The sequence below is a fragment of the Leptolyngbya cf. ectocarpi LEGE 11479 genome, assembly GCF_015207065.1.
Lineage (GTDB): Bacteria > Cyanobacteriota > Cyanobacteriia > Phormidesmidales > Phormidesmidaceae > Leptothoe > Leptothoe ectocarpi.
In genome coordinates this window covers 15,178-28,844 of sequence record NZ_JADEXP010000010.1, presented here as the reverse complement: position 1 = coordinate 28,844, position 13,667 = coordinate 15,178, and the positions used below count along the sequence as shown (strand labels likewise).

20 protein-coding genes are annotated in these 13,667 nt (G+C 49.8%); 11 read left to right on the top strand and 9 right to left on the bottom strand.

Features of this window, described 5'->3' with window-relative positions; translation table 11 throughout:
• Positions 1–78: 78 nt before the first annotated feature.
• Positions 79–1,017, bottom strand: a complete 939-nt coding sequence (locus IQ260_RS02600; protein ID WP_193990583.1) for a glycosyltransferase family 9 protein — start codon at positions 1,015–1,017, stop codon at positions 79–81.
• 241 nt (positions 1,018–1,258) lie between these two features.
• On the opposite strand from IQ260_RS02600, the gene ispD reads away from it, so the two are divergent.
• Complete coding sequence (ispD, locus tag IQ260_RS02595; RefSeq protein ID WP_322744883.1) at positions 1,259–1,951, top strand: 2-C-methyl-D-erythritol 4-phosphate cytidylyltransferase; 693 nt, start codon at positions 1,259–1,261, stop codon at positions 1,949–1,951.
• A 112-nt stretch (positions 1,952–2,063) separates the two neighbouring features.
• Here ispD and psb30 read toward each other — a convergent pair whose 3' ends face one another.
• A complete protein-coding gene (gene psb30, locus IQ260_RS31960; protein WP_456152049.1) occupies positions 2,064–2,384 on the bottom strand; it encodes a photosystem II reaction center protein Ycf12/Psb30 in 321 nt (106 codons plus the stop codon).
• Positions 2,385–2,419: 35 nt separating this feature from the next.
• Between psb30 and IQ260_RS02585 the strand changes: the two genes are divergently transcribed.
• From IQ260_RS02585 to IQ260_RS02575, 3 genes are read left to right on the top strand one after another with little or no spacing between them, the layout of a single operon-like run.
• Positions 2,420–2,776, top strand: coding sequence for a YkgJ family cysteine cluster protein (locus tag IQ260_RS02585; protein ID WP_193990581.1), 357 nt, complete (start codon positions 2,420–2,422; stop codon positions 2,774–2,776).
• A gap of 56 nt (positions 2,777–2,832) precedes the next feature.
• Positions 2,833–3,153 carry a TMEM165/GDT1 family protein gene (locus IQ260_RS02580; protein ID WP_193990579.1) on the top strand — a complete coding sequence of 107 codons (321 nt, stop codon included), beginning with the start codon at positions 2,833–2,835 and terminating at the stop codon, positions 3,151–3,153.
• A gap of 57 nt (positions 3,154–3,210) precedes the next feature.
• Positions 3,211–3,489 carry a TMEM165/GDT1 family protein gene (locus tag IQ260_RS02575; protein WP_193990577.1) on the top strand — a complete coding sequence of 93 codons (279 nt, stop codon included), beginning with the start codon at positions 3,211–3,213 and terminating at the stop codon, positions 3,487–3,489.
• Here the strand turns inward: IQ260_RS02575 and IQ260_RS02570 are convergent.
• Together IQ260_RS02570 and IQ260_RS02565 are read right to left on the bottom strand one after the other, a co-directional pair.
• Positions 3,486–4,034 (bottom strand): DUF4149 domain-containing protein, encoded by a 549-nt coding sequence (locus tag IQ260_RS02570; protein ID WP_193990575.1) that lies wholly within the window; start codon positions 4,032–4,034, stop codon positions 3,486–3,488. The two genes, IQ260_RS02575 and IQ260_RS02570, sit on opposite strands and share 4 nt — an antisense overlap.
• A gap of 164 nt (positions 4,035–4,198) precedes the next feature.
• The gene (locus tag IQ260_RS02565; protein WP_322744882.1) at positions 4,199–5,365 is read right to left on the bottom strand and encodes a glycosyltransferase; all 1,167 of its coding nucleotides are present in this window, start codon (positions 5,363–5,365) and stop codon (positions 4,199–4,201) included.
• Between the two features lie 258 nt (positions 5,366–5,623).
• Between IQ260_RS02565 and ebsA the strand changes: the two genes are divergently transcribed.
• From ebsA to IQ260_RS02535, 6 genes are all read left to right on the top strand, one after another.
• Entirely contained in the window at positions 5,624–5,998 is a 375-nt protein-coding gene (gene ebsA, locus IQ260_RS02560) for a type IV pilus biogenesis protein EbsA (RefSeq protein WP_193990573.1), read from the top strand.
• Between the two features lie 149 nt (positions 5,999–6,147).
• The gene (locus IQ260_RS02555; RefSeq protein WP_193990571.1) at positions 6,148–7,233 is read left to right on the top strand and encodes a phosphotransacetylase family protein; all 1,086 of its coding nucleotides are present in this window, start codon (positions 6,148–6,150) and stop codon (positions 7,231–7,233) included.
• Positions 7,234–7,335: 102 nt separating this feature from the next.
• Positions 7,336–7,851: a DNA recombination-mediator protein A gene (locus IQ260_RS02550; protein WP_193990569.1), complete on the top strand. Its 516-nt coding sequence runs from the start codon at positions 7,336–7,338 to the stop codon at positions 7,849–7,851.
• A gap of 119 nt (positions 7,852–7,970) precedes the next feature.
• Positions 7,971–8,408: an MAPEG family protein gene (locus IQ260_RS02545; RefSeq protein ID WP_193990567.1), complete on the top strand. Its 438-nt coding sequence runs from the start codon at positions 7,971–7,973 to the stop codon at positions 8,406–8,408.
• A 35-nt stretch (positions 8,409–8,443) separates the two neighbouring features.
• Positions 8,444–8,935 carry a YajQ family cyclic di-GMP-binding protein gene (locus tag IQ260_RS02540; protein ID WP_193990565.1) on the top strand — a complete coding sequence of 164 codons (492 nt, stop codon included), beginning with the start codon at positions 8,444–8,446 and terminating at the stop codon, positions 8,933–8,935.
• Between the two features lie 62 nt (positions 8,936–8,997).
• Positions 8,998–9,585: a Uma2 family endonuclease gene (locus IQ260_RS02535; protein ID WP_193990563.1), complete on the top strand. Its 588-nt coding sequence runs from the start codon at positions 8,998–9,000 to the stop codon at positions 9,583–9,585.
• A gap of 52 nt (positions 9,586–9,637) precedes the next feature.
• Here the strand turns inward: IQ260_RS02535 and IQ260_RS02530 are convergent, their stop codons facing one another.
• From IQ260_RS02530 to IQ260_RS02520, 3 genes are all read right to left on the bottom strand, one after another.
• Positions 9,638–10,129, bottom strand: a complete 492-nt coding sequence (locus IQ260_RS02530) for a GNAT family N-acetyltransferase (protein WP_193990561.1) — start codon at positions 10,127–10,129, stop codon at positions 9,638–9,640.
• Entirely contained in the window at positions 10,113–10,289 is a 177-nt protein-coding gene (locus IQ260_RS02525) for a hypothetical protein (RefSeq protein WP_193990559.1), read from the bottom strand. Before IQ260_RS02525 ends, IQ260_RS02530 begins: the two co-directional genes overlap by 17 nt.
• A 103-nt stretch (positions 10,290–10,392) precedes the next feature.
• A complete protein-coding gene (locus IQ260_RS02520; protein ID WP_193990557.1) occupies positions 10,393–12,189 on the bottom strand; it encodes a sodium:solute symporter family protein in 1,797 nt (598 codons plus the stop codon).
• Positions 12,190–12,408: 219 nt separating this feature from the next.
• Here IQ260_RS02520 and IQ260_RS02515 point away from each other — a divergent pair, with 219 nt between their 5' ends.
• The gene (locus IQ260_RS02515; RefSeq protein WP_193990555.1) at positions 12,409–12,921 is read left to right on the top strand and encodes a hypothetical protein; all 513 of its coding nucleotides are present in this window, start codon (positions 12,409–12,411) and stop codon (positions 12,919–12,921) included.
• Positions 12,922–12,968: 47 nt separating this feature from the next.
• On the opposite strand, the gene IQ260_RS02510 is transcribed toward IQ260_RS02515, so the two are convergent.
• The gene (locus IQ260_RS02510) at positions 12,969–13,322 is read right to left on the bottom strand and encodes a DUF5615 family PIN-like protein (protein WP_193990553.1); all 354 of its coding nucleotides are present in this window, start codon (positions 13,320–13,322) and stop codon (positions 12,969–12,971) included.
• On the bottom strand, positions 13,322–13,645 hold the full coding sequence (locus IQ260_RS02505; protein ID WP_193990551.1) for a DUF433 domain-containing protein: 324 nt from the start codon (positions 13,643–13,645) through the stop codon (positions 13,322–13,324). Before IQ260_RS02505 ends, IQ260_RS02510 begins: the two co-directional genes overlap by 1 nt.
• Positions 13,646–13,667: the final 22 nt, after the last annotated feature.

The window sequence follows — 13,667 nt, the reverse complement described above, 5'->3', positions numbered from 1 at the left end:
TTAACCGACGACTTATTACCTATGGGTGCTCCCATAGACTCCAGGTTTTTTCTTAAACGCTCAGAGTATACCCAATACTCAAGTGCCCCAAACTTTTTGCAACACATTACCTGGGGGCAGGTCGGCCAGATTCTCTGTGGCAGACTGCACGCCCAGGGCTCGCATTTCCCCATCGGTAGGCGGTAAAGGCTGGCTGAGTGTCGTTTGCAGTACCAGGGTAAATACCTGCAGGGTCATGGCTACCTGGCTCACATAGCTGTCGGGACTAATTACCAGGTTTGCCCCCGCCAGTAGGGCCGCTATCTGTCCCAGATTTGCAGCCGTAACGGTCTTGAGATTCCGCTGACGACCGAGGGATGTTGTGGTGTCCTTACTGTCCACCGTTTCTAGGATGATGACGGGCAGCTGAGGTTGCTTGGCTTGAAAATCATCAATCAGGCTCATCCAGCTATCTAATGGATAACTGTCCGCTTGTGCATTGAGACCGGGATACATGACGACGTAGCCACTATCTGCTACACCTAAGGACTGGCATTGAGCATCAGCCCAAGCAATGTCTTCCTCAGGCACATTGAACTCAATGGGGGGCGCGGTGGGTGATATGGCCAAACTTTGCAAGAGGGCTGGGCTAGTCGAGGACTGCTGCATGTCAGTAGCTACGGTGCTGGTATACAACCAGGGAACCTGAGTACTGCTATAGCCAATGCGTGTGGGAATACCGCTCAGCCAGAGTAATACTCCCTCTTCCCAACGATGGCTAGCACATAGAGCCAGCTCAAATTCGCGATCGCGGATAATGCCCAGCAAGTTAGCCCAATCAGACGGACTATTTTGTCCTTGATAATCAAAGGGAATCAGCTCACTGACAGCTCTAGACACTCGGTAAGCTGACTTAGCTGCAGGTTCTACCACGATGGCAATTTCAGCATTGGGGTAGTTTTTCTTAAGGGTCGTTAATGTCGGAAAAAACTGAAGCTGATCGCTGATTCCACCAGGGACTAAGGCCAGAACGCGCATGGACTTCGGGTAATACTTCGCTACTCATTCTAGTGGAAGCTGGCAGTGCTATCGCTTTTGAAAGGTCACTAAACGGCGAAATTTCAAAATTTGGCTGAAATCGAGGCTAAGGAGAGCGTTGGCGTTTTCTAGGTACAGTCATGGAATGCCTCTCGCGTACAGGCGTTCTGTGGAACGCCTCGGCAGAGCGTATACAATCCCTATCCCTTAGACCTTTTCCCTGTAAACTTTTGGAGGCCTTGTGGCAAAGAGCATGCACCTACTCATACCGGCAGCAGGCGTTGGCAAGCGCATGGGAGCCGATGGCAACAAATTACTTTTGCCCCTGCTGGAGCATTCGATTATGGGCTGGACCCTAAAGGCCGCTGTGGCTGCCAGCACCATTGAGTGGATCGGCATTATCTGTCAGGCCATTGACGAGCCAGTATTTAAGGAACTTGTGGCTCAGCTAGGGATTACCAAACCTGTCGTATTTATTCGTGGAGGGGATACGCGGCAGGCATCAGTTAGCAATGGCCTCCAGGCCTTACCTAGCCATGCTCAACAGGTGCTGATCCATGATGGGGCTCGCTGTTTAGCGACTCCAGCCCTCTTTGATCGCTGCACCGAAGCGTTTGCTAGCTGCAAGGGGTTTATCGCGGCGGTGCCGGTTAAAGACACCATTAAGCAAGTGGATAACTTGGGCATCATCAAAGCCACCCCCGATCGTTCTTGCCTATGGGCGGCCCAGACTCCCCAAGGCTTTGATGTGGCCTTACTCAAGGAAGCTCATCAAAAGGGGGATGCTCAGGGCTGGTCGGTGACGGATGATGCTGCTTTGTTTGAGAAATGTGGCCTAGCGGTCCACATTGTGGACGGGGAAGAAACCAATTTAAAGGTGACGACACCTGTTGATCTTGCGATCGCAGAATTTATCCTACGTCAGCGGCTTTAATTCAGACCCCCGGTCTCTACAGTGCTCTTAAAATACCCAAACACTTAATCCAAATACTTAGAGGCTTAAGATTAGAGACTTAAGAAGCTACTAGAGACCGGGGGAATAAAGATTAAAGATCTCCGCCTCGTGCAACTAGCAAAAATACGATTACTGGACCGGAAATAACCACCATTGCTAGAACAGTGAGCTGAGCTATTACCAGAAAATTAATACTGCTGAGAGTGTTGCCGATAAAATCTAGGAAACCCAGAAGAGCCATGAAACCTCCGATAACCAAATAACCGTGACCTTTGCGCAAGCGCTTCGCCATTTTACCTGGTTCGATCCCTTCACTTTTAAGAAAGTTTACAAAATTCCAAAAACCTTTGTAAGGAAGTCTGCTGATATTCTCATCAGAATAGATTCCGAGGCCTCTATTCTGATAAGGCAAATCTAAGTAAACCGACCCTCGCAAGGATAAACAACATGGCCACTTGGCAATGTGTAAAGAACTGTGGTGCCTGCTGCAATCTCACCCCAACTGACCGACCAGATTTAGCAGACTATCTCACACCGGAGCAGCTAGAAACCTATATGGGGATGGTGGGTGCAGATGGCTGGTGCAAAAACTATGACGCTGAACAACGTTTGTGCAAAATCTATGAGCAGCGTCCTAGTTTTTGCCGTGTCCAGGCCGATACCTTTGAGCAGATGTTTGGCATTCACGGCGATGAACTGGATGAATTTGCCATTGACTGCTGCCAGGCACAAATTAGCGGTGTCTATGGACCCAAAAGTGAAGAAATGGAAAGGTTTACAGCTGCATTGGAGGTTGAAAGTTAGGAGAAACGTTTCCTAATCTTGCTCTTACAAGCTCTCTGGCAGATAATGAAAGAAATATGAAAGGCTTGCCCGTGACGTCCTCACTACCTGCTAAAGCAACCTTCTGGGGTGTTTTTATTTCGACGTTTATCACTATTTTTTTGGCTGAGCTAGGGGATAAGACCCAAGTTGCCACATTGCTGATGAGTGCTGAATCCCATAAACCATTGACCGTATTTGTCGGGGCCGCCCTAGCACTAATCTCCACCAGTTTGGTTGGTGTGCTGGTAGGGCAATGGCTAGCCCGTCGGGTTTCCCCCGATACCCTAGACACCTTAGCCGGAATTTTGCTGCTACTTATTTCCGTTGGACTGGTGGCTGACGTGATTGGCTTGTAGTGTATTGCTGCCAAAACATCACCGCCAAAGTATTTCTTAAACATTGATTCCAAACCAATGCCATTTGACTGGAACTTACTCAGTATTAGCTTTATCACCGTATTCCTATCGGAACTGGGGGATAAAAGTCAGATTGCGGCCATTGCTTTGGGGGGAAGCTCATCATCGCCAAAGGCCGTATTTTTTGGAACGGCAGGTGCCCTAGTGCTGGCTAGTTTCCTCGGCGTTTTATTGGGAGAAGGAACAGCGCAAATCCTTCCTGAGCAGACCGTTAAGGGGATCGCTGCGATTGGATTTGCGCTGATGGCAATTCGATTACTGTGGCCTGAGGGCTAGTTTTGCTGATTAAACTGGGCTGCAATATCGATGTAACACAGACGCAGCAAAAATCCGAGCAGGAGCATCTTCGTCGCTTCTAATAGCCAGTAAGTGCCATGCAACCAGTTCATTGTGTTGGGGATGATGTGGATGGTACCTGGCATATCCAGAGCGATGCCGATGGCTCCCATGTAAGGTGTCAGCACATAGGTGCAGGTTAGTGCGATCGCAACCAGGATACCGGCGACTAGAGATGCCCAGCGGCTACGGCTGCCACTCACCTCGACTGTTCTCTCAGGGTGGGGCTGACGCAGGGCCAACACCCCAGTTAAAATCAGTCCAGACAGTAGCATTTCGACATGGTTGAATGTCTCAAACAGGCTGTAACCAGCGCTGGCAAAGCCAGGGGCGGTCATCATGCCACTCATATAAAGCATGGGCATGACCACTAAATCGAGAATTAAACTGCCCCCGAGCCAAAAAATTGCGAGAAATAGAACAGCGCTATCCCAGGCAAACTGACGCTGTGACAGCTTGGGAAACGGCAATGTGAACTGTGTCATGGATAAGACCAATAAAAGATGGGTATGTCCCATACGCTAGCCGATATCTATGGCCATAAACATGACAAATCGTTGCGACACCTAGATCGCAACGATTTGTTTAGACTCCTAACGACAGTCTTTAGACAGAGATTTGCACAGATATCAGACCCATCAGTAAGTAGCTAAGCGCTGGCAGCTTCGCCATCGTGGATTGTCTTTACCCACTTTAATCGCTTGGGTCGTACAGCCATCCGGGTGGTGGCAAAGGCCATCACGATAATCCAGTGGGTCATGTAGAGGGTCCCTTTGATAGCCTTGACCATAGCCAGCAGCAGAGATACTTTCTGGGTGCGACGAATCCCCATGGCCATACCCCAGTAGGACACACCCACCGCTAGCGTGGTCAACGGGGCAAAGACCGGGGGCTGACGCAGGACGATCGCCACCAAAAAATCCGGTAGCGCCACAATCGGCAACATATATTGCAATATCCAATACATCAGCATATCGATGGACTTATTCCAGCCCAGCTGATTGCGTATTAATAACCGCCAGTAATCCAGATACCGTTGGTAGCCCCCTTCGGCCCAGCGATTACGCTGATGCCAGAGAGCGATGCCTGTGGTTACCCCCTCTTCCCCGACGGTCGGGTTAGACACAAAGCCAATATTCCACTGGTGCAGGTGCAGCTGCACCGTCAGGTCTAAATCATCGGTGATGGTCATTTCATTCCAGCCACCGCATTGGGCGATGGCGGTCTGGCGCACAAACTGACCATTACCGCGCAGTTCACCGATGCCGCAACGGGCCGATCTCTGCTCCTGGTAATAGCGATCGAGGGCCATTTCTGCGGCCTGTCCCTGGGTCCAAAAGTTAGTGTCGCTGTTCACAATGGACTTACGCACCTGAATAGCGCCCGTCCGTTCATTGGTAAATAGCGGCACCACCCGCCGCAGTAGATCTGATGGCACCTGGGCGTCGGCGTCAAACACCGCGAGGATGTCGCCTTTAACCCGTGGCCAGACTAGATTCAGGGCACCAGACTTGCCCCCGGTGGCTTCCGGGCCACGATGGAGAACGTTTAACTTGGGATGCGTTTGAGCCAGGCGGTCTAAGATGTTGCTGGTGCCATCGTCGCTGTTATCATCAATGACCCAAAGCTCGTAGCGCTCTTCGGGATAGTCCAAACTACAGAGCGAGGCTACTAAATTGGTAATGACAGCCGCTTCATTTTTAGCGGCCACCAGTAGCGATACTCGGGGCCATTCTGCCTCTGTCAAGGTGGACTGAATATCTGCTTTATTGGGGCTGACGGCATAGTTGGGATTTGCGATCGCAATGCGCACCACATAAATTGGCTTTTAGGCGACGTCCCTCCGAAAGCTCATCTAGCGAAACATCAGATATCATTTCAGTCGCCATAGGTTTAGTGTCATCAGGCATAGGGTCACAGGCTAGTAATATCTTATTGAAATCTGTTACATATTGTTGCCTTTAGACATACCTTCTCCGCAATCCCCTTGTCCAGCCGTGCACGGGGCTGAGGCTTCTGTGGGTACACTAGGTGTTGGTAATTCCAGTCAGGTCAGACCCCACTGCTCAACGCCATGCCTATCGCAGACATTCAACCCGCTCCCAAACAAGATGTCGGTGTTTATATGCCCTATTACCAGGGCAATAAACGCAAAGCGCTACCCTATGCCATCGGTCTTTATAAAAAAGGCAATCTTGAAGGTGAACGCCGCATTGAGGGAGGTGAAAGTATTGCTTTTTTGGCAACATGGAATGTATCAATGTTGCCTGCCGACCTGACGCGCTGTCGGATGCAATTTGCGGGTGATGCAGAACTCACCTACGAAATCACCATGGCCACCTTTGAATTTGTCGATTTTCTCATTGATGTGGTGACTGCAATGCGTTTAAAGCGGTCACCCGACTTTTCCAAAACCTTCTATCGCCGGTTGCTTCGCATGGACGAGTGAATGGGGAAGTAGTGACGGTTTAACCGTCTAGCCTTAGCTTTCTATGGGCACCCCACAAACCTTCGTCAAAAGTTAACGTTTTTCCCAGCTGTCAACTACTCTCCATGGCACAATGAGGGACAGCCCTATTGGTAGTTAGGAGTGATAGTGTGCCCCATCCATCCAAGCATCTGCTGATTGGCTCAACAGAGCCCTACAGCGGCAAATCGGCCACGGTAACAGGGTTGGCCTTACAGCTTCGGGATCGCGGTATTGATATCGCCTATGCCAAGCCAGTTGGTACCTGTCCTAGCGATGAAGCTGGTATTGATGAAGATGTTCGGTTTATTTCCGAAATATTAGAGTTACCTACATCACGGTTACGACCGACTCTTTTATCTTTAGATGCTCCCACCATTGAGCAGCAGCTGACAGAAGAGAAATCTGCCGTCGATCCACAGCAAATGTCCACCTATTTGGGCGGCCAAGGTGAGGATCTACTCCTGATTGAAGGTACTGGCACCCTGGAAGAGGGCACCCTGTTCGGTCTATCGCTATTACAGCTGGCTGAGGCCACCGAGGCTCAGGTAATGTTGGTCGCCAGATTTCATTCGGTGCTGATTGTGGATGGTCTGTTAGCAGCTAAGCAAAAGCTGGGGGATCTGCTGATGGGCGTCCTGATTAATGATGTGCCGGCAGATCAGCTTCAGGCTGTGGAAACAAATGTAAAAAGCTGTCTTGAGCGCCATGGCATACCGGTTTTGGGGATTTTGCCGAGTACGCCTTTGATGCGTAGTGTGAGCGTTGGTGAGCTAGTCCACCAGCTCAACGCTGAAGTACTCTGCTGCCAAGATCGTATGGATTTAATGGTGCAGAGCCTGAGTATTGGGGCGATGAATGTAAACTCCGCCTTAAAGTATTTTCGCAGGGCCGACAATATGGCTGTGATTACTGGTGGAGACCGGGCTGACCTTCAGCTCGCCGCCTTGGAGACCTCCACCCAGTGTTTGGTTTTGACAGGACACATTGCCCCCCAAGCAGACATTATTAGCCGTGCTCAAGATTTGGAAGTGCCAATCTTGTCAGTGGATTTAGATACGTTAACGACCGTTGAAATTATTGAAAAGTCGTTTCAGCAGGTCCGTTTACAAGAACCGATCAAAGTGCAATGTATTCAACTGTTGATGGAAAAGCACTTTGACGTCAATCGCCTAATGGCTGAGTTAAATTTGTCATCACCTGCCATGACGGTATAGAAGGCTATCGGTAAGAAATTCACGGGTGATAAAGCAAGGTAGGTGTAGTGACGAGGGTTTGGTAGAATTGGCCAGTCCCTTCATTAGAACTACATAAAACCCTTGAGTCAGTCCCTTGATACTCCCATCGAATCGCTTAAGGTAGATGATTTTTTGCAAGAGCTGGCCGCTATTCAGCAGTCAGGTTCAAAGCGTATTGCTATCTTGGGGTCTAGACATGTACCCATTACTCATCTGCGGTTGATTGAGCTGATGAGCTACGCGCTGGTACTTGGCGGTAATCGTTTGCTCACATCTGGGGCGACGGGGACTAATTCTGCGGCCATTCGCGGTGCGATGAAAGCAGACCCTAATTTGCTAACGGTCATTTTGCCGCAAAGTTTGGACCGTCAGCCTCGGGAGTCCCGCGATCAGCTTGATTCTGTCATTCATCTGGTGGAAAGTTCGGCTAACGATCGCTTAGAGCTAGCGGAAGCCAGCACTCTGTGCAACCAGGAAATTGTCTCCCGATGCCAACAGCTGATCTGTTTTGCATTTCATGACAGCCACACGTTGTTGAAAACCTGCAAAGATGCTGAAGAACAGCGCAAAATTGTAACGCTGTTTTATTTCGATTAGTTGACCTTGGCGCACAGGCCACGGACAGGCTGAAATTTTGGTCTGAACTCGAGGCCGAGGTGGTGTCTTGCCCAATATTTAGTGGGCTGTGTTAGTTCGTTTGTGAGTGTGGTGGAGCTGTGAGCTTACTATCTGTACCCAGTATTTTTTTGTATAGTTTGCCAATTGCGGCCTTTCTGATTTACGTGCCTTATACGGTAGTGGCGCTGGAGCGCATTAAGCTAGCCCAGTCTATGGATAGTTCCATGGAGGTATTGGGGCGACCTCGTTTTTATTCAGATCAGCTGCCAGAGTTTGCTCAGCGGGCTAATTGGGCTCACCAAAACTCGTTTGAATCATTTATTCTGTATGCTCCGGCGGCGGTTATGGCCTATGTAACCAGTCAGGAAAGTACGGCTGCTTTATTGGCTGTTGTAGCCTATCTGGTCGCTCGGCTATTTTTCTCAGTCTTTTATATTTTGAATGTGCCGCCGTTGCGATCGCTGATGTTTGGCATCGGCAGTCTGAGTATTTTTAGCCTGTATTTCATGAGTTGTAAAACCATCTGGCTACAATAGCAACTAGTCGATTCACCCACGATTGATTTTCTCCCATGGCTTCTACTTATTCGTTTGATGTCGTTAGCGATTTTGACCGTCAGGAGCTGGTAAATGCCCTTGACCAGGTACGCCGCGAGTTAAAAAGTCGCTATGACCTCAAGGATACTAAAACAACGCTAGACCTCGGTGAGACCAGCATCGCCATTGAAACAGCGAGTGAAATGACCCTAGAGGCGGTACACACGCTGATTCAAACCAAGGCGGCCAAACGCAATTTGTCGATGAAGATTTTTGACTTTGGCAACATTGAAGCCGCCAGTGGTAATCGCGTGCGGCAAGATATTGAGCTAAAAAAAGGGCTGAGTCAGGAGACCGCCAAAAAAATTTCGAAGATGATCCGCGACAACATGAAAAAGGTCCAGGCCTCTATTCAAGGGGATGCCGTACGCATCTCGGCTAAAGCCAAAGACGATCTTCAGTCGGCTATTCAACTAATCAAAGAAGAAGACTGGCCGGTAGCACTGCAGTTCCAGAACTATCGCTAATTCATTAGACGGCTCACCATTGGCCAAGCTATGGTGGGGCTAGAGCGTTAGGCTAGGCTCCTATGGCTACCGTAAAAAATCGCCCGATGACCTTAGCAGAGTATCTGAACTACGAGGCAGATACCGACACTCGCTACGAGCTGGTGGATGGACTATTAGTTGAGATGGGCGCTGAAAGTACTCTCAATATCAACATTGCGATCTTTTTGATCGTGACGTTTGCCCAGATGATACCGGTGCACCTTATCCACAGAGGTACGGAAATTGAAGTCAAAGGTGAGCTGGCCAACACACGCTATCCAGATTTGATGGTTTTGAGCGAGGACTGTGCAGCCTCACTAGCGGGCAAAAAACGAGCCTTAATCACGCTGGATATGTCTGCACCTGCCCTCGTGATTGAGGTAGTGTCGAGTAGTGATACTGATGCCAGGTCACGCAATCGAGACTATGTTGACAAACGTCAGGAATATGCCCAGCGAGGGATTCCAGAGTACTGGATTATTGATCCGATAGCGGCCAAAGTTTTAATTTTGAATCTAGTTAACTATGCTTACGAAGAACAGCGTTTTACAGGTGACGATCAATTAGTATCGCTACTGTTTCCGAGACTGAACCTGAGCTGCAAAAGCCTTTTGAAGGCGGGTCAATAATGATGCTGACTGGTTGTGAAACCATTACATCGCTTGTCCCTGACCTTTACAGCTACAGCTCTAACGTCAGCAACGATGCCGTCGGCGTGTAGCCGAGACTCTTATAAAGCGTGAGAGCAGCCTGATTGTGGGCAAAGACCTGAAGACTGAGCTGGTCATAGCCCTGATCGCTCGCCCAGGCTTTAGCATGATCCATTAGCTTTCCTCCCAATCCCTGACGACGATGGGTAGGTGCTACATAAACCAGGTAAACGTAAGCCTGCAGTGCCCCTGTCAGCTGATTGATCGACTGCCCCAGCCATAGGCAGCCCATGGGAGGGACTACGCTCGCCGTAAACCCAACCCGAGGGGCACCGGCTTTCTCTAGCCACCACAGAGCCGACGAGTCAGCCAGATACATTTCCACCGTCTTGGCTAAATGGCCCAGCTGGGTTGCCCCCAATTCCCTGTAGGCGTTACCCATGGTTGTGAGCAGCCGGGCACGATCCAGACTAGACCCTGGCACCAGCTGATATCCCTGGGGCCAGTTAGACTCCGAAACCATTGAACATTGCCTTAGCAGCCATGGCCAGTTCATCCCCCTCAATCGGCGCTGGAGCCATCATGTCACTGGGTAGCCAAATCCGGGCACTCACTGCCAGCATAGCCACGAGGAAAACAATCAAAATCAAAAACGGAATTACATAGGAGCGAATAATCGACATGGTAAAAATCTGAGATGTGAACAGACGAAAGTAACAAAAGCAGTCAGCTTCTATTAAGCATCGTAACGTTTCTTAGTCAGCAGGACTCTGCTGTGAATTCAAACTAGGACCACAGATCGTCATCATCTAAACCAGGTCTGGGCACAGGGGCAATAGGGCGATGGTTCAACTGACGTAGCCACCACCAGCCGGCAACGGCAATGATGAGCGAGCACCAGCCGAGTAGCGATCGCAACAGCAAAAAGCCCCCCACGGCAAACATAGCCCCAAACAGTAATAACAGCGCCGCCATCACCCGTTGCAGCTCCAGACCAAGATTTTGCAAGGGTCTCACCCCGGTGCGCTGCTGCTGTTGCCGCCAACCTGGCCCTCCGGGGCGGACACGACGGTAGAAATTATCCAGGGTTTCATCAGACTCAGGGGGCGTAAGCACCATAACCGTCACCCAGACCACTGTGGTGATGCCTGCTGTCACTAACAGCCGCAGCCCAAAGTCAGATATCTTGACCACCTCTAGCACACTGGTGAGCAGACCGATGACAAACCCAGTCACCATGGAACTGAGTTCAGCTGCCGCATTAATCCGCCACCAGAACCAGCGCAAAATCAGCACTAAACCAGGGCCGGTCCCAATGGCAATCACCAAACGAAAAACGGTCGCCACATCCGAGGCAAAGAACGCTGCTGTTGCTCCCAGTACTGTGACGATGACTGAGGTTATTCGACCGACATTGACCAATTCTGCCTGGGTAGCGTTGGGGTTAATAAATCGGCCATAGAGGTCATTCGTTAAGTAGGAAGCCCCCCAGTTAATCAAGGTGGACACCGTACTCATAAACGCTGCAATCAGGGACGCAACCACCAGCCCTAGTAACACGGGCGGCAAAAAGTCGAGCATCAGCTTGGGATAGCCCAGCTCCCGATCGGCTAAATCTGGATAAATCGCCACTGCGGCCAGGGCCACAATGATCCACGGCCAGGTGCGAATGACATAGTGCAAAATATTGAAAAACCAGGCCGCTTTTTCCGCTTCGTTTTCATCTTTAGCGGCCACTAAACGCTGGATAAATTCGCCACCGCCGTCGCTGCGGCGAAAGGCCCACCATTGCAAAAACACGTAGGCCATAAAGGCACTGGCGGGAATACCGGCGACCGCACTCCAGCCAATACCACCGTCAAAGGTAATCGGTAGAATGCTAAGAATATCGAACTCGGTGTTGGCCTGGGCCTGATTGACCAGGTTTTCCATGCCGCCCACGGAGGCCACGGCGGCAACGGCTACGACAATGGCACCAAATAGCGCCAGAAAAAACTGGAAGAAGTCTGTCGCGACTACCCCCCAAAGCCCTGAAAACCCGGCGTAGAAGAGCACCAAAATACTAACAACAATCACGCTCCACAGCTTTAGACTGTCGTTGGGTTCCACGCCTACGCTTTGCCAAAGCTCTAGAGCATCCACGACTTTAACCATGGCCAGCATGGCATAGCCGATACCAATGCAGTTAATCGGGACTGCAAAAAGAAATGCCTTGACCCCACGTAGCACGGCAGCGGTGTTGCCACCGTAGCGAATTTCGGTTAGCTCTGCATCGGTTACCACTTCAGACCGTCGCCACAGACGGGCAAACACATAAATCATCACCACGTGGGCAATACCAAAGCTCCACCACTCCCAGTTACCCGCGATGCCACGGGAACCAACGACCCCGGCTACATAAAGCGGGGTGTCAATGGAAAATGTGGTAGCAGCCATGCTGGTACCGGCTAACCACCAGGGCAGTGAGCGACCGGACACAAAAAAGTCAACTAGACTGCCAGAGGCCTTGCGTGATAGATATACGCCTATCGCCATCGTAAAGACGAGATAGGCCACGACAATTAGCCAATCAATGGGACGCATGGGCTTGAAATGTAGGGAAATCTGAAGCGGTAGCCCAAATCATCCCACACGGTGATCGACTGTTGCAAAGGGGAAAGCGGGGAAGGGGAAAACGGGAATTTTTAGGGATGAGATTTATAAACTGATGGTTTTGTAAAGCTTGTGTTTGTGACTCCTCGATCTTCGAAAATGCTGAATGCTTCACTGAAGGTATTCAAGGATTCCTTAATATCGATTGCTATGCTTCGTACTACTGCGCTGCTTGCCACGAGTCTGCTGCTAACGGCTCCTAACGCTATGGCAGCAGGTCTGTCTCCATCTAGTCATGACGCATTTGAGCGGCTGGACGATTTAGTTTTGCCGGTTAATGTTGTGTCAGGCAGCTGCCCTGAGCAGGTGCGATTTTGGCAGGAAACGCGTCGTGAGTTTGAAGCTGGCGAGAATAATGGCACGATGCTTGATGTTTCATGGCTCAGTCGCGGCAAGACTGAATTTATTGATAGCCAAGAGTATTCAGTTACCTTTAGAGCGCCACTTATTCCAGAATTTTATAGCTGTGTTGGGAATCTGACTGAGAGCGATGAGCACTCTCAGTCGCTACATCATCTATGGTTTGGGCAAGGCTATGTTTATTTTCGGTTTGATATTGGTGCGATCGCACCAGCCCCCGACGAAAATTGGTATTTTGCCACCATCACCCATCAAGAAATCGTCGGCCAGTATCCCTATGTGCGCTGGGCCGTTGGGGACTGAGACCAGAACAATGTTCTGCAACTGCAATTCATCTAGTATTGACAGCTTTACAACGGGATTTTGGCAATTCGGTTAATCCATTCTTCCGCTGTGGTTGCTGACCAAACTAGAATTAATTCTTCGATAATGGTTTCCAAAGCTGTTTTTCTAGAAACTATTAGCACACCTGAACTTTGGCTGTTAACCATGAACTCTGCAAATTCAGCTGGCATTGTTCTACGGTCATGAGTCACTAAAATGCGCTGCTGCTTAGCTGATAGAGCTAATACTTCTAAGTCCTGCAAGCCCTCCAAATTTGCTTCGGTAGCGGTTTGAAAGTTGATATTAGACTGTCGGCGGATAACGCCTGTCACTATCGCTTGATTTAGGTCAGCATCGGCTTGAAATTGAACGCTGGTCATTAGGTTTGCTGTACTGACTTCTTAGCAGCAATCAATTTTTGATGTAATGCAGGAGCCTCTATCTGTAAAGGCTGTGGCAGGGAATCAAATGCCTGCTCCTCTGCCATCAAGTAAGCGTCGATATCGGAACGGTTAGCTAGATAAAAGGTGATCGCTCCGTATACTTTCTCTAAATCAAGTAGAGGATAGACCTGAGCAATGCTTTCAGGAAGTAGACCTTTGCGGAAAGCATAAACAATAGAATCCAGAGAAATCCGTGTACCAATAATCCAGTACCCTTCCTTTTTGAACTCTACATAAGGCTTGGTGGCGACGATAGTCATAGGATTAACCTAGGATATATGC

Bases quoted from the DNA above. Each gene is read 5' to 3' on its own strand.
- IQ260_RS02510 (WP_193990553.1), bottom strand. From the start codon at position 13,322: ATGACCAGCGTTCAATTTCAAGCCGATGCTGACCTAAATCAAGCGATA.
- ebsA (WP_193990573.1), top strand. From the start codon at position 5,624: ATGCCTATCGCAGACATTCAACCCGCTCCCAAACAAGATGTCGGTGTT.
- IQ260_RS02535 (WP_193990563.1), top strand. From the start codon at position 8,998: ATGGCTACCGTAAAAAATCGCCCGATGACCTTAGCAGAGTATCTGAAC.
- IQ260_RS02520 (WP_193990557.1), bottom strand. From the start codon at position 12,189: ATGCGTCCCATTGATTGGCTAATTGTCGTGGCCTATCTCGTCTTTACG.
- IQ260_RS02600 (WP_193990583.1), bottom strand. From the start codon at position 1,017: ATGCGCGTTCTGGCCTTAGTCCCTGGTGGAATCAGCGATCAGCTTCAG.
- IQ260_RS02570 (WP_193990575.1), bottom strand. From the start codon at position 4,034: ATGACACAGTTCACATTGCCGTTTCCCAAGCTGTCACAGCGTCAGTTT.
- IQ260_RS02530 (WP_193990561.1), bottom strand. From the start codon at position 10,129: ATGGTTTCGGAGTCTAACTGGCCCCAGGGATATCAGCTGGTGCCAGGG.
- IQ260_RS02540 (WP_193990565.1), top strand. From the start codon at position 8,444: ATGGCTTCTACTTATTCGTTTGATGTCGTTAGCGATTTTGACCGTCAG.
- IQ260_RS02525 (WP_193990559.1), bottom strand. From the start codon at position 10,289: ATGTCGATTATTCGCTCCTATGTAATTCCGTTTTTGATTTTGATTGTT.
- IQ260_RS02575 (WP_193990577.1), top strand. From the start codon at position 3,211: ATGCCATTTGACTGGAACTTACTCAGTATTAGCTTTATCACCGTATTC.
- IQ260_RS02505 (WP_193990551.1), bottom strand. From the start codon at position 13,645: ATGACTATCGTCGCCACCAAGCCTTATGTAGAGTTCAAAAAGGAAGGG.
- IQ260_RS02515 (WP_193990555.1), top strand. From the start codon at position 12,409: ATGCTTCGTACTACTGCGCTGCTTGCCACGAGTCTGCTGCTAACGGCT.
- IQ260_RS02580 (WP_193990579.1), top strand. From the start codon at position 2,833: ATGAAAGGCTTGCCCGTGACGTCCTCACTACCTGCTAAAGCAACCTTC.
- IQ260_RS02585 (WP_193990581.1), top strand. From the start codon at position 2,420: ATGGCCACTTGGCAATGTGTAAAGAACTGTGGTGCCTGCTGCAATCTC.